We start from the raw sequence: 15,164 nt of genomic DNA, 5'->3' as shown, positions 1-15,164 counted from the left end.
TACTGGCTACGGATAAATTTTTCAGAGATAGGGTAGTATGATAGTTGCTAACTACAAAAAACCCCCAGCGGGTGTTAACCTACCAGGGGAAATTAGTTATCAGGGTGCATCTACCAGTTAAATGTTCTCAGACTTCATACCGTACTCCGGATAAATTTCTGAGAATCAGGGTTGTATTAAAAAACTTTGTTGATTTATAGTCAGACATGGGCTATTTTAGGCATAAATAAACATCTTTAAGCCTTCCTAGTCGCTGATCTAAATCAATGTCTTGATGAAATTTCGTCCATAAGAAGTAAGCCCTGATATATTTGTCCATAGTTTTATGAACTATGATGGTTACTAACTACAAAAAACCCCCAGTGGTGTTAGCCAGCTAGGGGAAGTTAGTTATCAGGGTGCATCTACTAATTAAATGTTCTCAAGTTTAATGCTATCTCCGGATCAATTGAGGTGCATGATCGTTTTTAGTTTATGACTAAAAAAAACCCCTAGTGGGTGTTAGCCGACTAGGGGAAGTTAGTTATCAGGGTGCATCTACTAATTAAATGTTCTCAGGTTTAATGTTATCTCCGGAAAAATTTGGTGGCGTTGCAATTTATTGATATTGCCAACCACATAAAAAACCCCCAGTGGTGTTAACCAACTAGGGGAAATTAATTATCAGGGTGCATCTACTAATTAAATGTTCTCAGGTTTAATGTTATCTCCGGAAAAATTTGGTGGCGTTGCAATTTATTGATATTGCCAACCACATAAAAAACCCCCAGTGGTGTTAACCAACTAGGGGAAATTAATTATCAGGGTGCATCTACCATTTAAACGTTCCTGGTTATCTGACTATGCTCCGGATAAATTTCACCAAATTTGGCTATTGCTTACGGAAAAAACTCCTAATGCTAGTAGTTGGTTAGGGAAGTTATTTATCAGAATTTGATCTACTGATAGTTTGAGAAGAAATTCTTGGGTCAAAGATTGCTTTTTTTGCCAAAATTAAAAAGAAAACCCCCGGTGGGTGTTAGCCTACCAGGGGAGTTGAAGATCAAGGTGCATCTACCATTAAAGTGTTCTAGTCTGAAGTAATCCAATCCGGATAAAGTTGTTCGAGCAAAAAAAGGCGAAACAACACAAAATCAGAAACATTCCTTAGTAATATGCTTCTAAAGTATCAGCTAGAGGGAGCAGGGACTAGAAATTTTTACGGTTCAAACCGGATTTAGGAGGCAAACAGGAGAAGTTGTGACCCAGGAATTTCACATTTCCGTAACCCCAGTAGGGCAGAATGACTACTTGGTGCGGACGGAACAAGTCGCACCTGGGGTGCCATTGGCAGAGGAACTGGTAACTTGGCCTGTGGCTGAGTGGTTAGTGGCAGCAGGACATTTAATGAATGACCCTTTACAGTTGGTGCTACAGGGGGATGCTGCGTCGCAGTCTGCGGCAGGCATCGCTAGAAACTCTGTAAACTTGGTGGCACTGGGTCAACAATTATATAATGCACTGTTTCAAGGCACTCTTAGAGATAGTTGGATTACTGCCCAAGGTATTGCCCAGAATCAGCAGCAGGTATTGCGTTTGCGTTTGGGACTTAAAGATAATAAGTTGGCGCGTTTGCCTTGGGAAGTTATGCACGCAGGCGATCGCCCTCTCGCTACTGGGCCATATATCGCTTTTTCTCGTTACCAAAGTGGAATTCCTGCAACATCAAGACTAGCAACTCGCAATATCCCCACGCCACAGGAAGACAGTGGGGTAAAGGTGTTGATGGTTATTTCTTCCCCCACTGATCAAGTGCGTCTTGATTTGCTCAAACAAGAAGCGATTAACTTGCAAGCCGAATTACATCGCCAGAATCCCCGAAGCACTGAAAATGGCAATTACTTTCCAGAAATTGAACTAACTCTTCTTGATCAACCAGGAAGGGAAGAGTTAACCCAAGCTCTAGAACAGGGAAGATATCACGTTCTACATTACTCCGGTCATAGTAACTTGGGGACTAATGGAGGCGAAATTTATCTAGTCAGTAGAAGAACTGGCTTAACAGAAACCCTCAGCGGTGATGATTTAGCAGGGTTGCTGGTGAATAATAATATTCAAATGGCAGTATTTAACTCTTGTTTGGGAGCATACAGAGCTAAGGCTGATACATCTGGGGAGACAGGGGAACGTAACCTAACTGAAAGTTTGGTGAAAAGGGGTTTGAGAAGCGTTTTGGCGATGTCAGAACGGATTCCCGATGAAGTGGCGCTGACGTTAACGCAATTGTTTTACCGTAACTTAAGTCAGGGCTATCCCCTAGATTTGTGTGTGAGTCGGGTACGTCAAGGCTTAATTTCTGCCTATGGTTCTCACCAGATGTACTGGGCGTTACCAATGCTGTATCTACAGCGGGAATTTGAAGGTTTTCTATCTCCGCAAATTGGTTTGTCTGCAAATGCGGAATTGTTCAATGAATATCACTCGCCTGTGGGAACATCAGTTAATTCGATGTATGCTGCTGTGACAGATGATGCCCAGATGGCTTTAAATTTTGAGGATATGATGCCCTCAGGTTTAGCACGGGATGCATCTGAGCTTGATTGGCTAGGGGATGATACTTGGGGAGATCTTTTAGATGAGATTGAGTATGATCAACCTGGTTATGATGAAGATTCGGCAATTGTTTCCGATTTGTTTCGTCAGTTGGGTAATCCACAAGTCTCTACTGAAGAAACTTCCATGAAGGCGGAACTAGAGCTGCCAGTACAGGAAAATGATCACCAGGAAAAGCTGTCTTCAGAGGTAGAAGAAAATTTAGATTTATGGGGAGATAGTGTAGCCGAAACAGCGTCAACTACGCCCATTGTTGAAGCTAATCAGGAAAACTTTCAACAACCTCCATTACCTCCAATTCGTCCACCACGTCGCCGTCGTCGGTTATGGCCAATTTTTGGGCTTGTGGGTGCAGGACTGGCAATTCTTGTGGGTGTGATGTGGTGGCAGCATCGACCGTCAGTGGTGGGCAAAATCCCGCCGATTCCTACGGATAATTTTGCTAACCGCAAATTAGAACCGATTAATCTACAGACATCAGCTACAGGAATTGTCACTGCTACGGCTACAGAACAATTGAGTCAAGGTAATTTAAAGGCAGGGTTAGAGGCTGTAGATGAATTACTGAATCGTGGTGCTTTGAAATCAGCAGAAACTGCTTTAGCTCTGATTCCTACTAAGCAAACTGAAGATCCATCTGTCAACTTTTTACGGGGACGCTTGGCTTGGCAATTTGCTCAAACTAGAGATAACAAATACAGTTTTGATGATGCCCGTCGTTACTGGGAAATTGCGGTGCGGGATCGACCGGATTCTGTGTTGTATAATAACGCTTTGGGATTTGCTTACTATGCAGAGGGAAATTTAAATCGCGCTAATGATGCTTGGTTCAAGGCTTTGAACTTGTCACTCAATCCCCAGAATACAACTTTGACAGAAGCCGAATCTCCCAATCCGATTATGCCACCAGCGGCTTTAACTTCTTATGCGGGGTTAGCTTTGGGTTTATATAAATCTGTAAATAATCAACCTGTTGCTAGACAAGGGCAATATCTTAAAGAAGCAATTAAACTGCGTCAAACAGTGATTGAGAATGAACCTGCGAAGTTTACGGTGGAGAAATTGGCTCAAAATTGGCTGTGGACAGAAAAAGCGATCGCAGATTGGCGATCGCTCCTTCAGGAACAAAGCCAGTAAGTAAGGTCTAGACACCTGAGCAGTGGTGAAATACAATACATCAAACTCAAGTTAAACAGTAGCTCTATAGTTACAGCTTTAGACAACTAATCTGGTTAGATATATAAACGATGCTCTTAGAAGTCAGGAATTGCAAAAAATGAGAAAAGTAGAAGCTATTATCCGTCCATTTAAGCTGGATGAGGTAAAAATTGCCTTGGTGAATGCGGGAATTGTGGGCATGACAATTTCTGAAGTCCGAGGTTTTGGACGACAAAAAGGTCAAACTGAACGCTATCGGGGTTCGGAATACACGGTTGAGTTTCTACAAAAACTCAAGGTGGAAATCGTGGTTGAAGATTCCCAGGTGGATATGGTGGTTGATAAAATTATCTCAGCCGCCCGAACTGGAGAAATTGGTGATGGTAAGATTTTTATCTCTCCTGTAGAGCAAGTTATCCGTATTCGTACCGGGGAAAAGAACACAGAAGCCGTTTAAGCGCTGAATTTTGAGTCTTAAAATATTGGGCGTTGTGGAATTAAGGGATGAGGTATTATCAAGATTTTTCTTCATCTCTAACATCAGCAGCGCCTTTTGTAGTTTGATTGTGCTATACTAAAAAAGTTATAGGTTACGTAACGCATAACATCTACCATTTTTTATAAGATATGTCTCCGTCAAAGGAATATCGAAAATATCGAGATAGAAGGACGGAGCAATTCGCTTTAGGTGAGAGGGTAAAAGAGTTTCAAGCTTTTACTAGACAAGCATACAGACGGCTTGAGATATTAGAGGCGGCTACTAGTAAAAAGGATTTAATGTTATTACCAAGTAATAACTTTGAGTCCTTAGAAGGTGATAGAGACGGCCAATACAGCATCCGCATTAATGAAAAATGGCGAATTTGTTTCAATTGGCCAGATGATGAACTAAAACCTTTCAACATAGAAATTACAAATTATCACTAAAGGAGAATTATATGGCACGTCCACCTATTCATCCTGGGGAAATTTTAGCTGATGAACTGCATGAATTAGGAATAAGTGCAAGTGAATTAGCTAGGTTGCTTCATGTCCCAAAAAATAGAATTACCGAAATAATTAATGGTCAAAGGTCAATTACTGCTGACACTGCATTACGTCTAGGACAATGGTTTGGTACTAGTGCTGAATTTTGGATGAATTTGCAGAAAAATTATGAACTCAGACTGGCTGAACAAAAGATTGGTAAAGAAATTAAAGCAACCATTTCTCCTTGGATATCAACTGGGAATATGCAAGTTACAATCGAAACCTAGACTAAATAGAAGTTGAAAATTAAGTTTTCATATGAAAGTAAAAAAACTCATTGAAGAATTAAAAGAATTTCAGAAATATGTAGATGACCATTATTATACTTGGGAAAGAGCAATAAACAATTCAAGAGATGGCATAGATTATGATACTTTTATAGAGATGAATCCAGTTCTTGTAGGACAGGCACGAAGTCTTTCAGCACGATTTGATAAATTGAAGCATTACATTTTTTTATTTCGCGATAAATGGCGGTTTTCTTATCCATCCAATCCAATGTATTTGTATTTATGGATACTAGATGAGGTATTTAAACTTCAATCAACTCCCCAAATAAAGAAATTATGTGTAGAGAAATTTATTGAAGGTATAGAAGAAATTATAGATAAGCTAGAAACATTTCCAAGAGATTGTGATATTTCTCCTATTTTAAATAGAACTATCAATGCTGAAAAAGGCGTTGATTTTTTTATGCTTTGTAATCTTGAGTTCTTACACCCGTTTATAAATAAAGGATGTTCCAAATTATTTTTAGATGGACATTATTCTCAAGCTGTAGAGGCATCAGTTAAAGCCGTGATGCAATATATCAAAGATAAAACTCTTTTAACGGAAGATGGAGATAAATTAATAACTAAAGTATTTGGCGGAGACAAGCCTATTCTTACATTTAGTCATTTATCTACAGAGAGTTTACGTAACGAGCAGCTTGGTTTTATGATGATGCTACAGGGATTTGTAAAAGGAGTCCGTAACGTACTCGCACATACTCATGGAAAGCAAGAAGAAGCCAGAAAAGCTTATGAATATTTATTTATGGCATCTCTTTTTTGCCGACGCATTGATGAGACTACCAAAACAAAACCATAAAATAGCAAACCTCTTCTTCTCTTCCTTCGCGCCCTTTGCTTCGCAACGCTACCGCGAACGTGGTTCGTTAAAATTATCCTCAATAGAAAACGAATAACCCCAAAAAACCCTCACCCCAACACCTTCAACAACTGGGGAACTAAACTTTTCAAAGCATTACCACGATGACTAATTGACTTTTTCAAATCTGGTGACATTTGGGCAAAAGTTAATTGCTTTTCTGGGACATAAAAAATGGGATCATAACCAAAACCACCATCACCACGGGTTGAATAAAGAATTTCACCGCGACAAATACCCTCAGATTGCAAAACTATCTTTCCTTCAGGATTTGCAACTGCTACTGCACAAATAAACTGGGCTTGACGATTTTCTGTATCGCCTAACTCTCGTAATAACCGAGAAATACGTTCTGCGTCGGTATTGCCATAACGGGCAGAATATACACCAGGTGAACCATTGAGGGCATCTACAGCTAAACCGGAATCATCTGCGATCGCCCAATTTCCGGTAGCTATAGCAACCTCAGAGGCTTTGATACAAGCATTTGCAGCAAAAGTTTCCCCTGTTTCTTCCACGTCTAAATCATCTGGTTTGAGAGTTAATTCCCAACCAGAATCAGCTAAATAAGCTTGCATTTCCCTCAATTTACCGGGATTTCCTGTAGCTACAACGAGTGTTTTTGTCATGAAGAATAGGTGACAGTTGACAGTTGACAGTAAGCAGGAAATAGGGAATAGATAGAAATTTATTCTCCTCTTCTTCCCCATCTCTTCTAATTCGATTCTGCCCAGGTTTTTGCCCAAGCTAGAGTTTGATGAACTTGTTCTAGTGTGGGTGCTTCGCAGTAAAGACGTAAAACTGGTTCAGTGCCACTAAAGCGAATCATTAACCAACTTTGATCAGCGAGACGGAATTTATAACCGTCGATGGTTTTACAATCAATGACCTTTTTTCCGGCAATTTCTGTTAAAGGTTGGGTTTGCAATTGTTGCAATAACCGTCCTCGCACATCCATATTTGCTAAAGGTAAATCTATGCGATCATAGGCTGAACTGAAATTGGTTTGTTGTTGCAATTGGCGATAATACTCACCTAAATCTAAGCCTGATTCTACAACTGCTTCTAAGACATACAATGCTGAAAGTAGGGCATCTCGTTCGGGAATATGACTACCATAACCAATGCCACCGGATTCTTCACCACCAAGTAATACCTCTGTATCTAACATCCTGTCGGCGATGTATTTATAACCGACTGCGGTTTCAAATACAGGTAAATTAAGTGATTTAGCAACAAGGGGAATGATGTCAGAACCGCTGACTGTTTTGACGATTTCGCCTGTAAAGTTACGCCTGCGGGTGAGGTGATCTATTAATATGGGGATTAAGATTTGGGAACTAAGGAAATTAGCGTCTTTGTCAACTGCGGCAATGCGATCGCAATCTCCATCAAATACTAAACCTACAGTTAAACCTGAATTGTTGCTTTTCCCATGAGTTTTAATGACTTTAAATAGCTGGGAAAGGTATTTTGGCAAAGGTTCGGGCGCACCACCTGCAAACAGGGGATCACGGTTGGTATTGATTTCTTGGACTTGTTCGCCTAACAGTCTACCCAATCCACTAGCCGCTGCACCATGCATAACATCAACAAATAATGTTAATTTGTCGGATGCGATCGCTTGCCTAATTTTGCCAATATCAACTTTAGCTGCTAATGCTTGACAATAACTAGGCCAGGGATCAAACTTCTCTTCTTTCCCCGTCGTGGCTGCGGGTGGTACATCCACGGTTAACAAACTTTCTATTTCGTTGGTAACTTCTGGCGGTACGGAACCTCCAAAAGCGCTTTTGACTTTTAAGCCTAAGTATTTGCCAGGATTATGACTAGCTGTAACGACTAGCGCCCCTAACGCATTGAGTTCTTTAGCTGCCCAACTAAAAGCCGGTGTAGGGGCAAAAGTTTCGCTAAATAGGACATCAAAGCCCACAGCAGTCACAGCATTAGCGACAACACGGGCAAATTCTTCAGCCATAAATCGGCGATCGTAACCGATAATAATTGTGCGATTACCTACCGTAGGAAAATAAGTACTATATAAAACTTTGGCGGCAACGGTTGCTACTAAGGCTAGGCGTTCAAAAGTGAATTCCTCGCCAATTACACCCCGCCAGCCATCCGTACCAAACTTGATTGGGCTAGTTAAAACTGGCATAAATATATCCTAAATTTCTAACTGAGGATTGTAGCATTTATAGGGAATGGGTAATGGGTAATTGGTAATGGGTAATTGGAAAGATACAACGTAATAAAGCAATTTTTACCCCTGAATCCTGAATCCTGACTCCGAACTCCTAACTCCTAACTCCTAACTCCTGACTCCTAACTCCTAACTCCTAACTCCGAACTCCGAACTCCGAACTCCGAACTCCGAACTCCGAACTCCGAACTCCTGACTCCTGTATTCTGCTATGAGAGGCTAGAGAAGCGATCGCTAATGGTAAAATTAGGTGTTCCTGTAACTGAATTCTAGCGTGTAGTGTTTCCGCCGTATCATCCGGTAATACTGGTACTGCCGCTTGCATCAAAATTGGGCCACTGTCCATTTCTAAACGGAGGAGATGCACAGTACAACCTGTTATTTTCACTCCTGCGGCTAAAGCTTGTTCTACAGCCCTAACACCCTTAAAACTAGGCAATAAGCTAGGATGGATATTAATAATTTTGTCAGGAAAAGCGTCAATTAATTCTTGTGTCACCAGACGCATCCAACCTGCCATGATCACCAATTCCACATCATACTGCTGCAAAGTCTTAACAATTTCTCTGTCCAAATCTTCTCGGCTTTTATAGTCGCGGTGATTTAATAGAATAGCTTCTACACCGTGATTTGCTGCCCTTGTAGCTGCCTTAGCTGAGGGATTATTGTAAATTAAAACTTGAATTTTAGCGTTTAATGTGCCTTCTTGGATAGCTTTCGCAACTACTTCAAAATTACTCCCATTTCCAGAAGCCATAACTCCTAATTTCAAGGGAGTATCTGATGTGAATTTTGTACTAGAAATATCAGGAGAAACTAGGCTAGATGCACCCTCAATCGGGTAATATTGACTCATAGAATTATGAATATCGTATGACTGAATAAGATTATCATGAAACCATCCCGATTTTCGTCCATGCAACTGCTGGATAATGATACAGTTGCTGCTTGGATTTTTCTCACACCCGCATTGATTTTGTTAGGCTTATTTATTATTTGGCCTATTATCTATTTGTTTTATCTCAGTTTCACCGCAGGTAGTTTTACTTCAACTGGGACTTATTTAGTAGGCTTTAAAAATTACTGGCGTTTGCTACTCAATTCTGATTTTTGGCAAGTTATTTTTAATACTGTTTATTTTACCCTTGGTAGTCTCTTTCCTAGTTTAGTCATCCCCTTGGGACTAGCAGTATTATTAGATCGTTCCATTGCTTTGAGAGGGATTTTAAGAAGTGCCTATTTTCTGCCTTCAATTGTCTCTCTTGTTGCTGCTGGTTTAGGATTTCGCTGGTTGTTTCAAAATACTGGGCCAGTCAATGGACTTTTGAATTTTTTTGCTATTCAGCCAATATCTTGGTTAGGAGATACTTTTTGGGCAATGCCAGTCATAATTTTATTTAGTATTTGGAAACAACTAGGTTTCAATATGGTGGTTTTTTTAGCTGGATTACAAGCAATTCCTACTAGTCGTTATGAAGCAGCAGAATTGGATGGTGCTAATGATTGGCAAAAATTTTGGCATATTACTTTACCAGGATTGCGACCTACTTTAATATTCGCTACGGTCACTACTGCTATTTTTACATTGCGGAGTTTTGAACCTGTTTATGTGATTACAGGTGGTGGCCCTTTAAATTCTACTAATTTGTTGGTTTATTACACTTATCAAGAAGCTTTTGGTCAATTTGATTTTGGTTATGCAGCAGCAGTAGCAACTATCTTGTTAGCTGTGACTTTGCTATTAGTTTATTTGCAGTTACGAACTTGGGGAGAAGATTGAAGGTAAGAATTTCTGACTCCGAACTCCTGACTCCTGACTTCTGACTCCTGACTCCGAACTCCGAACCCTGACGTTAAAACTCTCTGCGTAAGAAGATAAAAATAGCAACTGCTAACAGCATGAAGCTATAAAGTAAACCATAGCCTGCATTAGTAATCAGCGTGATTATATCAGGCATTGCTTGTAAACCATAAACGGCATCATTTTTCAAATCTAAGCGAGATAAATCTGGCAGTATCAGATATAAAGCTTGGGTAATGCGTTCTACACCTGTATTTTGACTAAGACGACCAAGTGCAACTAAATCTTGTGTAATATTTCCCATTAAATAAATTGCAAATGTTAAGGCTGTGGCTATGAGAGAACTGGTAAAAACTCCTAAAGTGATGGCTACAGCGGTAACTAAGGTTAATTGTAAAAATAAGAAAAATGATGCAATGAGAATGCTTTCTGTCGGATAGGACATTTTGCTAAATTGCAAAAATCCTAAATAAATAGCTGTCATTGCGGCTATAAGTACTGCCAATACACCAGATAAACCTAAATATTTACTAGTAATAAATTCACTACGACTGATAGGTTTAGCAATTAGCATAAGAATAGTACGTTTTTCTATTTCTTTGTTAACTAGTCCTGTACCTATAAAGATGGCAATAATTAAACCAATGACGTTCATTACTGACAGTCCGACATCTAAAAAGATTTTGTCTTGACTTGTAGCACTAAATTCAAAAATGGTACGGTTAGCAACAGCCAGGATGAGTGCATAAAAACCGATGATATACAGGATGCGATCGCGTATCACTTCCTGAAACACATTTTTTGACATCACGAAGGTTCTAGCTATGTTCATAGTGATTGGGGATTGGTGATTGGTAATTGGTAATTGGGGATTGGGGATTGGGGATTGGGGATTGGGGATTGGTTAACTTCTTCTTGTCCCAGTTCCCATCTTCACTATCTCTGCAAACCCTTACTGCTGTGGTGGTGGGGAACCAATGTAAAATCTGTTAATGCGATCGCATTCAATTCCAGCAACTGCGTTTTTATTTTCTGGTTGATTGACGGATGCAATTGGTTGGATGCGACAAGATTTCTGGATATAAAAACCGCGTGAATTTGAGCTTGGGCCTTTCCAAATGCTGAGGATATCTAATCTGTATCCTGATTCGATGTTGACTACACGGGGTTCAACACTCCATAGTTTTTGTTCTTTATATTTAACCAGATTTTTATCAATCATTCTGTTTCCTAAATTCCCAACTTCCTTATTAGCTTCTAACAACCATCTCTCTACTTCTGCCCAAGGTTTGGTAACTATTTCTTCTTCTATGAGTGGTTGAATTTTATTTAAGATAGTCTCACCATTTTTTGGCTTTTCAGTTTTTGGTTCTAGTCTAATTACAAAAGTGCTGCGCTGAAAATTATCTACAGATAAACTTGGATATTCTTTTAGCCATTTATCTATGACAAAATAAAATTGAATCCAACAACTTATCAACATAGACCAAGCAATCAATACAATTATTTTTTGACGTGTTTCTAGTTTGGGAATAGCAGCTTTTGCTTGTGTTCCTGTGCCTGCAAAAAATTCTGGTATTGCGGTAATGATAGCAGCGAGTGTTGGCCAGAGAACGATGGTTCTAGGTGTAACTACATTCACCTGATGTCCAAATGCAAAAACACTGACTAATAAACCAGTTATTAATGCTCCAACTGGCATAAAAGTACCAGGAACTCTTAAAGGATCGTCGGTGGTATACCAAGCTGTACCAGCTATTAAAAATAACCAACCTGTTAATGCAATTATGTCTTTTATAAAATCTAGGGCAAAATATGAAGCTCCCCAAGAAAATACACTTAAATAAATTAATGTTTGCCAGGAAAAAGCTTTGGGAGGCATTAAAAGTTTTTGAACTCCCAAAAATAAATCTTGAACAAATTTAAAGATCTGCGTTATTTCCTTAAACAATAATGAATTCATTTCTTTTACGTTAATAAGGTTAATCTTTGTTGTTGCAATTTTGCAAAATAACAAACTTCAATTCATTGGCGAAAATAGTCAACAGTAGAGTGGTCAATAATAAAAAATGTGTATATTTTTTGAGGCAGTTATTTTATACCTGTAGATAAATTGCGAATTATTAATACTACAGTTATGGCTGTATAGCTCATTGAATTGGCTATTAATGTAGTGGTAACTAAATTTGTATTTTGTAATTTAAATTTTTCATTAATCATAATTTTTTCTCTCTGAGTAGTCTGTATTTCTTCTTTTTTGCCAATTTCATCTAATGTAATCATTAATGTTTTTAGCAGCAAGAATTTTATCACAAAAGTGGCAAAAAACATGATAAAACAGATAAAAATTATATAACTCTGCGTACTGGCATTTGTGAATTTGTTAAAAAATACATAGCTCATTAATTCTGATTTTGCTTGTAAAGGTAATAATGGCTCAATGATAAAAAATAGATTCCAGCCAATAACTGTGGAAAAAACATTCATAGCTATGGCATAAAAGATGCTAGTTTTTTTATCGAATTTTAACCATCTATGCAAAACATAACCTTCTATGGCAATGGCAATCAATAAAAATAAAGTTTGAAACAAAATTGCACCAACGGGCAAAATTCTGGGAAGTGATAATTCTTCTGGCATAAAGGGTGAATAGTAAGGGTTGACTCCACAGTATAACTGAGATAATACGGATGATGGGGGCAATTATCTCATTCTTCTTGTCATTTGCGATCTGGGTGTGATGGTAGATTTCGATTAAGATTATTAATACATAGACTTCACTAGTATACTGAGGTGTCATCTATGGGGCAGATTTTAGAGGAAATCTTCCTACCTAATTAAACCAGGGTTCGGTAAAATAAGGGATTGCCACGTTACAGCTTTTCCAAAGATGACAAGAAATGGCATCGGTATTCGCACAGCACAAGTACGTTCTGAACGGCTCACGGGTCAAATTCACGTCTATGATGGACTTGGAAAAGGAAAGTCCCAAGCTGCTTTAGGGGTGGTTTTGCGCTCGATTGGTTTGGGAATAAATACACCGAGTGATTCTAATCGCGTCTTACTGCTGAGGTTTTTGAAAGGGCCAGAACGTGATTATGATGAGGATGGTGCGATCGCAGCTTTACAGCGTGGTTTTCCCCATTTGATTGATCAGGTTCGCACAGGGAGGGCGGAATTTTTTGGACATGATGAGATTACCCCCTTTGATAGAACCGAAGCTGCACGAGGCTGGGATGTGGCCAAGGGTTCGATCGCATCAGGGTTATACTCGGTTGTGGTTTTAGATGAAATTAACCCGGTTTTGGATTTGGGTTTGCTATCAGTAGATGAGGTGGTAAAAACATTAAAATCTAAACCCCAAGAATTAGAAATCATCGCTACCGGACGCGCTGCACCACAACAGTTATTAGATATTGCAGATTTGCACTCAGAAATGAAACCCCATCACCACCCAACAGCAGCAGCGCTGTTTATTGAGGGTATAGAAATTTATACTGGTGCAGGTAAGGGTAAATCAACTAGTGCTTTGGGTAAGGCTTTACAAGCAATTGGTAGGGGTATCAATCATCCCGGTTCTACCCGTGTATTAATTATGCAGTGGTTGAAAGGTGGTAGTGGTTATACTGAGGATGCAGCGATCTCAGCTTTACAGCAATCTTATCCTGAAGTAGTGGATCATCTCCGCTGTGGTAGAGATGCCATTGTGTGGCGTAATTCACGGCAAGAATTAGACTATGTGGAAGCTGAGAGGGGTTGGGAAATTGCCAAAACTGCGATCGCATCTGGAATCTATAAAACCATCATTCTTGATGAACTCAACCCCACTGTTGATTTAGAATTGCTGCCTGTTGACCCAATTGTGCAAGCTTTGCTGCGTAAACCAAGAGACACGGAAGTTATTATTACTGGTCGCTGTCAAAATCAACCTGCATATTTTGATTTAGCCAGTATTCATTCTGAGGTTTATTGTCATAAACACTATGCTAATCAAGGAGTAGAATTAAAGCGCGGAGTAGATTTTTAACCGTAGAGGCGCAGACCCTGCGCCCTCCTGAGAGGGTGTTTGAAAAGTCTCCTTCCATGTCATGCTGAGGAACGAAGCATCTCAGTATGTGGGCTAAACTCCAGATTCTTCGTTGCGTAAGACTCCACTCAGAATGACAAATTATACGTCCCTAAACTTTTCAAACATGCTCTGAGTTCGGAGTTTCTCCTCCGGAGACGCTACGCGAACGGAGTTATGATTTTTAAGAGCGAGAGAATAAGGGTTTTAGAATCCTAGTGGGGGCGAGTTTTCCACAAATTATCTTATGTCGAACTCAGGTAAGCGCGGGTGAAAAATGGACTTTATTCAAATTAAAGATACAAAGGAAACAGAAAACAGTTTAATCTTTATTCAACAATCTCTAAATCAGCAACAATGCCAAAATGATCGGAAGGATAAAGATAAAGGTTATTCGCTGCTGGTTTATTGAGAATTATTCGACAATCTCTGACTTGTAAATGCTGATTAATAAAAATATAATCTAAAGTTCCCTTCCACGGTTTCCAACTTCTATTAAAAATTAACGTTCTCCACAATTGTCTGATTCGTTTTTTCCAACTAATTTGATCTAAAGGTGTGGGACAAGTATATTCTGGTTCTTGACCATGATAAACTTGATATGCTGATTGATATTTTTCCTTAACTAATGTAATTCCTGATGTATCGGGAGTACCATTAAAATCTCCCACTGATATAATTGGCATTGTCTCAGAAAATTCTGATAACCAATTTAACATCATTTGTATTTGTTTATTGCGTTTTTTGTGAGAACCAGGATGCCAAAAATAATGCCCATTACAAATTACTATTGATTTATTATCATCTAATTTAATTTGTGCATATTGGGCTATTCTTCCCTGATGTTCTAAATTTAGTGCTGCTGTTTTTTCAATTGGATAACGACTGAGAATAGCTAAACCAAAGGGTAAATCACTATTACATACCTCTTTGGGTATAGCTTTATAAATATAGGGAATATGTAATTGTTCTGCTATCCAAGCAGCTGTATCTTCTGATAAACTGACTTCTTGTAAAGCAATGATATCAGGATTTTCGGCTTTGAGTCCATCTATTAATAATTGTCTGCGTTGTGTCCAATAATTCAGTTTAAAAAGAATATTAATTGTGATTATTTTCATATTTTTATTGTCATGTTTTTACAAAAACTCGACACCTCCTAC

Annotated in this window: 14 protein-coding genes; 7 read left to right on the top strand and 7 right to left on the bottom strand. The window is 39.1% G+C overall.

Going from position 1 to position 15,164, the window contains the following annotated elements; all coding sequences use genetic code 11:
- Positions 1 to 1,239: 1,239 nt before the first annotated feature.
- The 5 genes from hetF (at position 1,240) to AC012T_RS25075 (ending at position 5,871) form a co-directional block, all read left to right on the top strand.
- A complete protein-coding gene (gene hetF, locus AC012T_RS25095; RefSeq protein WP_487061805.1) occupies positions 1,240 to 3,729 on the top strand; it encodes a cell division protein HetF in 2,490 nt (829 codons plus the stop codon).
- Positions 3,730 to 3,868: 139 nt separating this feature from the next.
- Positions 3,869 to 4,207 (top strand): P-II family nitrogen regulator, encoded by a 339-nt coding sequence (locus AC012T_RS25090; RefSeq protein WP_015216486.1) that lies wholly within the window; start codon positions 3,869 to 3,871, stop codon positions 4,205 to 4,207.
- Between the two features lie 170 nt (positions 4,208 to 4,377).
- Complete coding sequence (locus tag AC012T_RS25085; RefSeq protein WP_487061803.1) at positions 4,378 to 4,677, top strand: type II toxin-antitoxin system RelE/ParE family toxin; 300 nt, start codon at positions 4,378 to 4,380, stop codon at positions 4,675 to 4,677.
- Positions 4,678 to 4,688: 11 nt separating this feature from the next.
- Positions 4,689 to 5,006, top strand: coding sequence for a HigA family addiction module antitoxin (locus tag AC012T_RS25080; RefSeq protein ID WP_487061801.1), 318 nt, complete (start codon positions 4,689 to 4,691; stop codon positions 5,004 to 5,006).
- Positions 5,007 to 5,037: 31 nt separating this feature from the next.
- Positions 5,038 to 5,871 (top strand): TIGR02391 family protein, encoded by an 834-nt coding sequence (locus tag AC012T_RS25075; protein WP_487061799.1) that lies wholly within the window; start codon positions 5,038 to 5,040, stop codon positions 5,869 to 5,871.
- Positions 5,872 to 5,981: 110 nt separating this feature from the next.
- On the opposite strand, the gene rdgB is transcribed toward AC012T_RS25075, so the two are convergent.
- From rdgB to purN, 3 genes are all read right to left on the bottom strand, one after another.
- Positions 5,982 to 6,560 carry an RdgB/HAM1 family non-canonical purine NTP pyrophosphatase gene (rdgB, locus tag AC012T_RS25070; RefSeq protein WP_487061797.1) on the bottom strand — a complete coding sequence of 193 codons (579 nt, stop codon included), beginning with the start codon at positions 6,558 to 6,560 and terminating at the stop codon, positions 5,982 to 5,984.
- A gap of 86 nt (positions 6,561 to 6,646) precedes the next feature.
- Complete coding sequence (locus AC012T_RS25065) at positions 6,647 to 8,089, bottom strand: phosphoglucomutase/phosphomannomutase family protein (protein ID WP_487061795.1); 1,443 nt, start codon at positions 8,087 to 8,089, stop codon at positions 6,647 to 6,649.
- 181 nt (positions 8,090 to 8,270) lie between these two features.
- Positions 8,271 to 8,990: a phosphoribosylglycinamide formyltransferase gene (gene purN, locus AC012T_RS25060; protein WP_487061793.1), complete on the bottom strand. Its 720-nt coding sequence runs from the start codon at positions 8,988 to 8,990 to the stop codon at positions 8,271 to 8,273.
- Positions 8,991 to 9,026: 36 nt separating this feature from the next.
- Here purN and AC012T_RS25055 point away from each other — a divergent pair, with 36 nt between their 5' ends.
- Positions 9,027 to 9,914, top strand: a complete 888-nt coding sequence (locus AC012T_RS25055) for a carbohydrate ABC transporter permease (RefSeq protein ID WP_487061791.1) — start codon at positions 9,027 to 9,029, stop codon at positions 9,912 to 9,914.
- Positions 9,915 to 9,987: 73 nt separating this feature from the next.
- Here AC012T_RS25055 and AC012T_RS25050 read toward each other — a convergent pair whose 3' ends face one another.
- The 3 genes from AC012T_RS25050 to fraC all read right to left on the bottom strand — a co-directional run bounded on the left by AC012T_RS25050 (position 9,988) and on the right by fraC (position 12,575).
- On the bottom strand, positions 9,988 to 10,767 hold the full coding sequence (locus tag AC012T_RS25050) for an ABC transporter permease (RefSeq protein ID WP_487061789.1): 780 nt from the start codon (positions 10,765 to 10,767) through the stop codon (positions 9,988 to 9,990).
- Positions 10,768 to 10,887: 120 nt separating this feature from the next.
- Complete coding sequence (fraD, locus tag AC012T_RS25045; RefSeq protein ID WP_487061787.1) at positions 10,888 to 11,898, bottom strand: septal junction protein FraD; 1,011 nt, start codon at positions 11,896 to 11,898, stop codon at positions 10,888 to 10,890.
- A gap of 128 nt (positions 11,899 to 12,026) precedes the next feature.
- Complete coding sequence (gene fraC / locus AC012T_RS25040) at positions 12,027 to 12,575, bottom strand: filament integrity protein FraC (RefSeq protein WP_487061785.1); 549 nt, start codon at positions 12,573 to 12,575, stop codon at positions 12,027 to 12,029.
- Between the two features lie 250 nt (positions 12,576 to 12,825).
- Here fraC and AC012T_RS25035 point away from each other — a divergent pair, with 250 nt between their 5' ends.
- Positions 12,826 to 13,962: a cob(I)yrinic acid a,c-diamide adenosyltransferase gene (locus AC012T_RS25035; RefSeq protein WP_487061783.1), complete on the top strand. Its 1,137-nt coding sequence runs from the start codon at positions 12,826 to 12,828 to the stop codon at positions 13,960 to 13,962.
- Between the two features lie 368 nt (positions 13,963 to 14,330).
- Here AC012T_RS25035 and AC012T_RS25030 read toward each other — a convergent pair whose 3' ends face one another.
- A complete protein-coding gene (locus AC012T_RS25030; protein WP_487061781.1) occupies positions 14,331 to 15,122 on the bottom strand; it encodes an endonuclease/exonuclease/phosphatase family protein in 792 nt (263 codons plus the stop codon).
- Positions 15,123 to 15,164: the final 42 nt, after the last annotated feature.

Source organism: Anabaena sp. EIM26, assembly GCF_057568715.1.
The sequence above is the reverse complement of the archived record's forward strand: the minus strand, read 5'-3'. Positions and strand labels throughout refer to the sequence as shown.

Excerpts from the sequence above, each read along its gene's own strand:
- AC012T_RS25085 (WP_487061803.1), top strand. The coding sequence starts at position 4,378 with ATGTCTCCGTCAAAGGAATATCGAAAATATCGAGATAGAAGGACGGAG.
- AC012T_RS25055 (WP_487061791.1), top strand. The coding sequence starts at position 9,027 with ATGAAACCATCCCGATTTTCGTCCATGCAACTGCTGGATAATGATACA.
- fraD (WP_487061787.1), bottom strand. The coding sequence starts at position 11,898 with ATGAATTCATTATTGTTTAAGGAAATAACGCAGATCTTTAAATTTGTT.
- AC012T_RS25050 (WP_487061789.1), bottom strand. The coding sequence starts at position 10,767 with ATGAACATAGCTAGAACCTTCGTGATGTCAAAAAATGTGTTTCAGGAA.
- AC012T_RS25080 (WP_487061801.1), top strand. The coding sequence starts at position 4,689 with ATGGCACGTCCACCTATTCATCCTGGGGAAATTTTAGCTGATGAACTG.
- AC012T_RS25030 (WP_487061781.1), bottom strand. The coding sequence starts at position 15,122 with ATGAAAATAATCACAATTAATATTCTTTTTAAACTGAATTATTGGACA.
- AC012T_RS25035 (WP_487061783.1), top strand. The coding sequence starts at position 12,826 with ATGACAAGAAATGGCATCGGTATTCGCACAGCACAAGTACGTTCTGAA.
- rdgB (WP_487061797.1), bottom strand. The coding sequence starts at position 6,560 with ATGACAAAAACACTCGTTGTAGCTACAGGAAATCCCGGTAAATTGAGG.
- AC012T_RS25075 (WP_487061799.1), top strand. The coding sequence starts at position 5,038 with ATGAAAGTAAAAAAACTCATTGAAGAATTAAAAGAATTTCAGAAATAT.
- purN (WP_487061793.1), bottom strand. The coding sequence starts at position 8,990 with ATGAGTCAATATTACCCGATTGAGGGTGCATCTAGCCTAGTTTCTCCT.
- fraC (WP_487061785.1), bottom strand. The coding sequence starts at position 12,575 with ATGCCAGAAGAATTATCACTTCCCAGAATTTTGCCCGTTGGTGCAATT.
- AC012T_RS25065 (WP_487061795.1), bottom strand. The coding sequence starts at position 8,089 with ATGCCAGTTTTAACTAGCCCAATCAAGTTTGGTACGGATGGCTGGCGG.
- AC012T_RS25090 (WP_015216486.1), top strand. The coding sequence starts at position 3,869 with ATGAGAAAAGTAGAAGCTATTATCCGTCCATTTAAGCTGGATGAGGTA.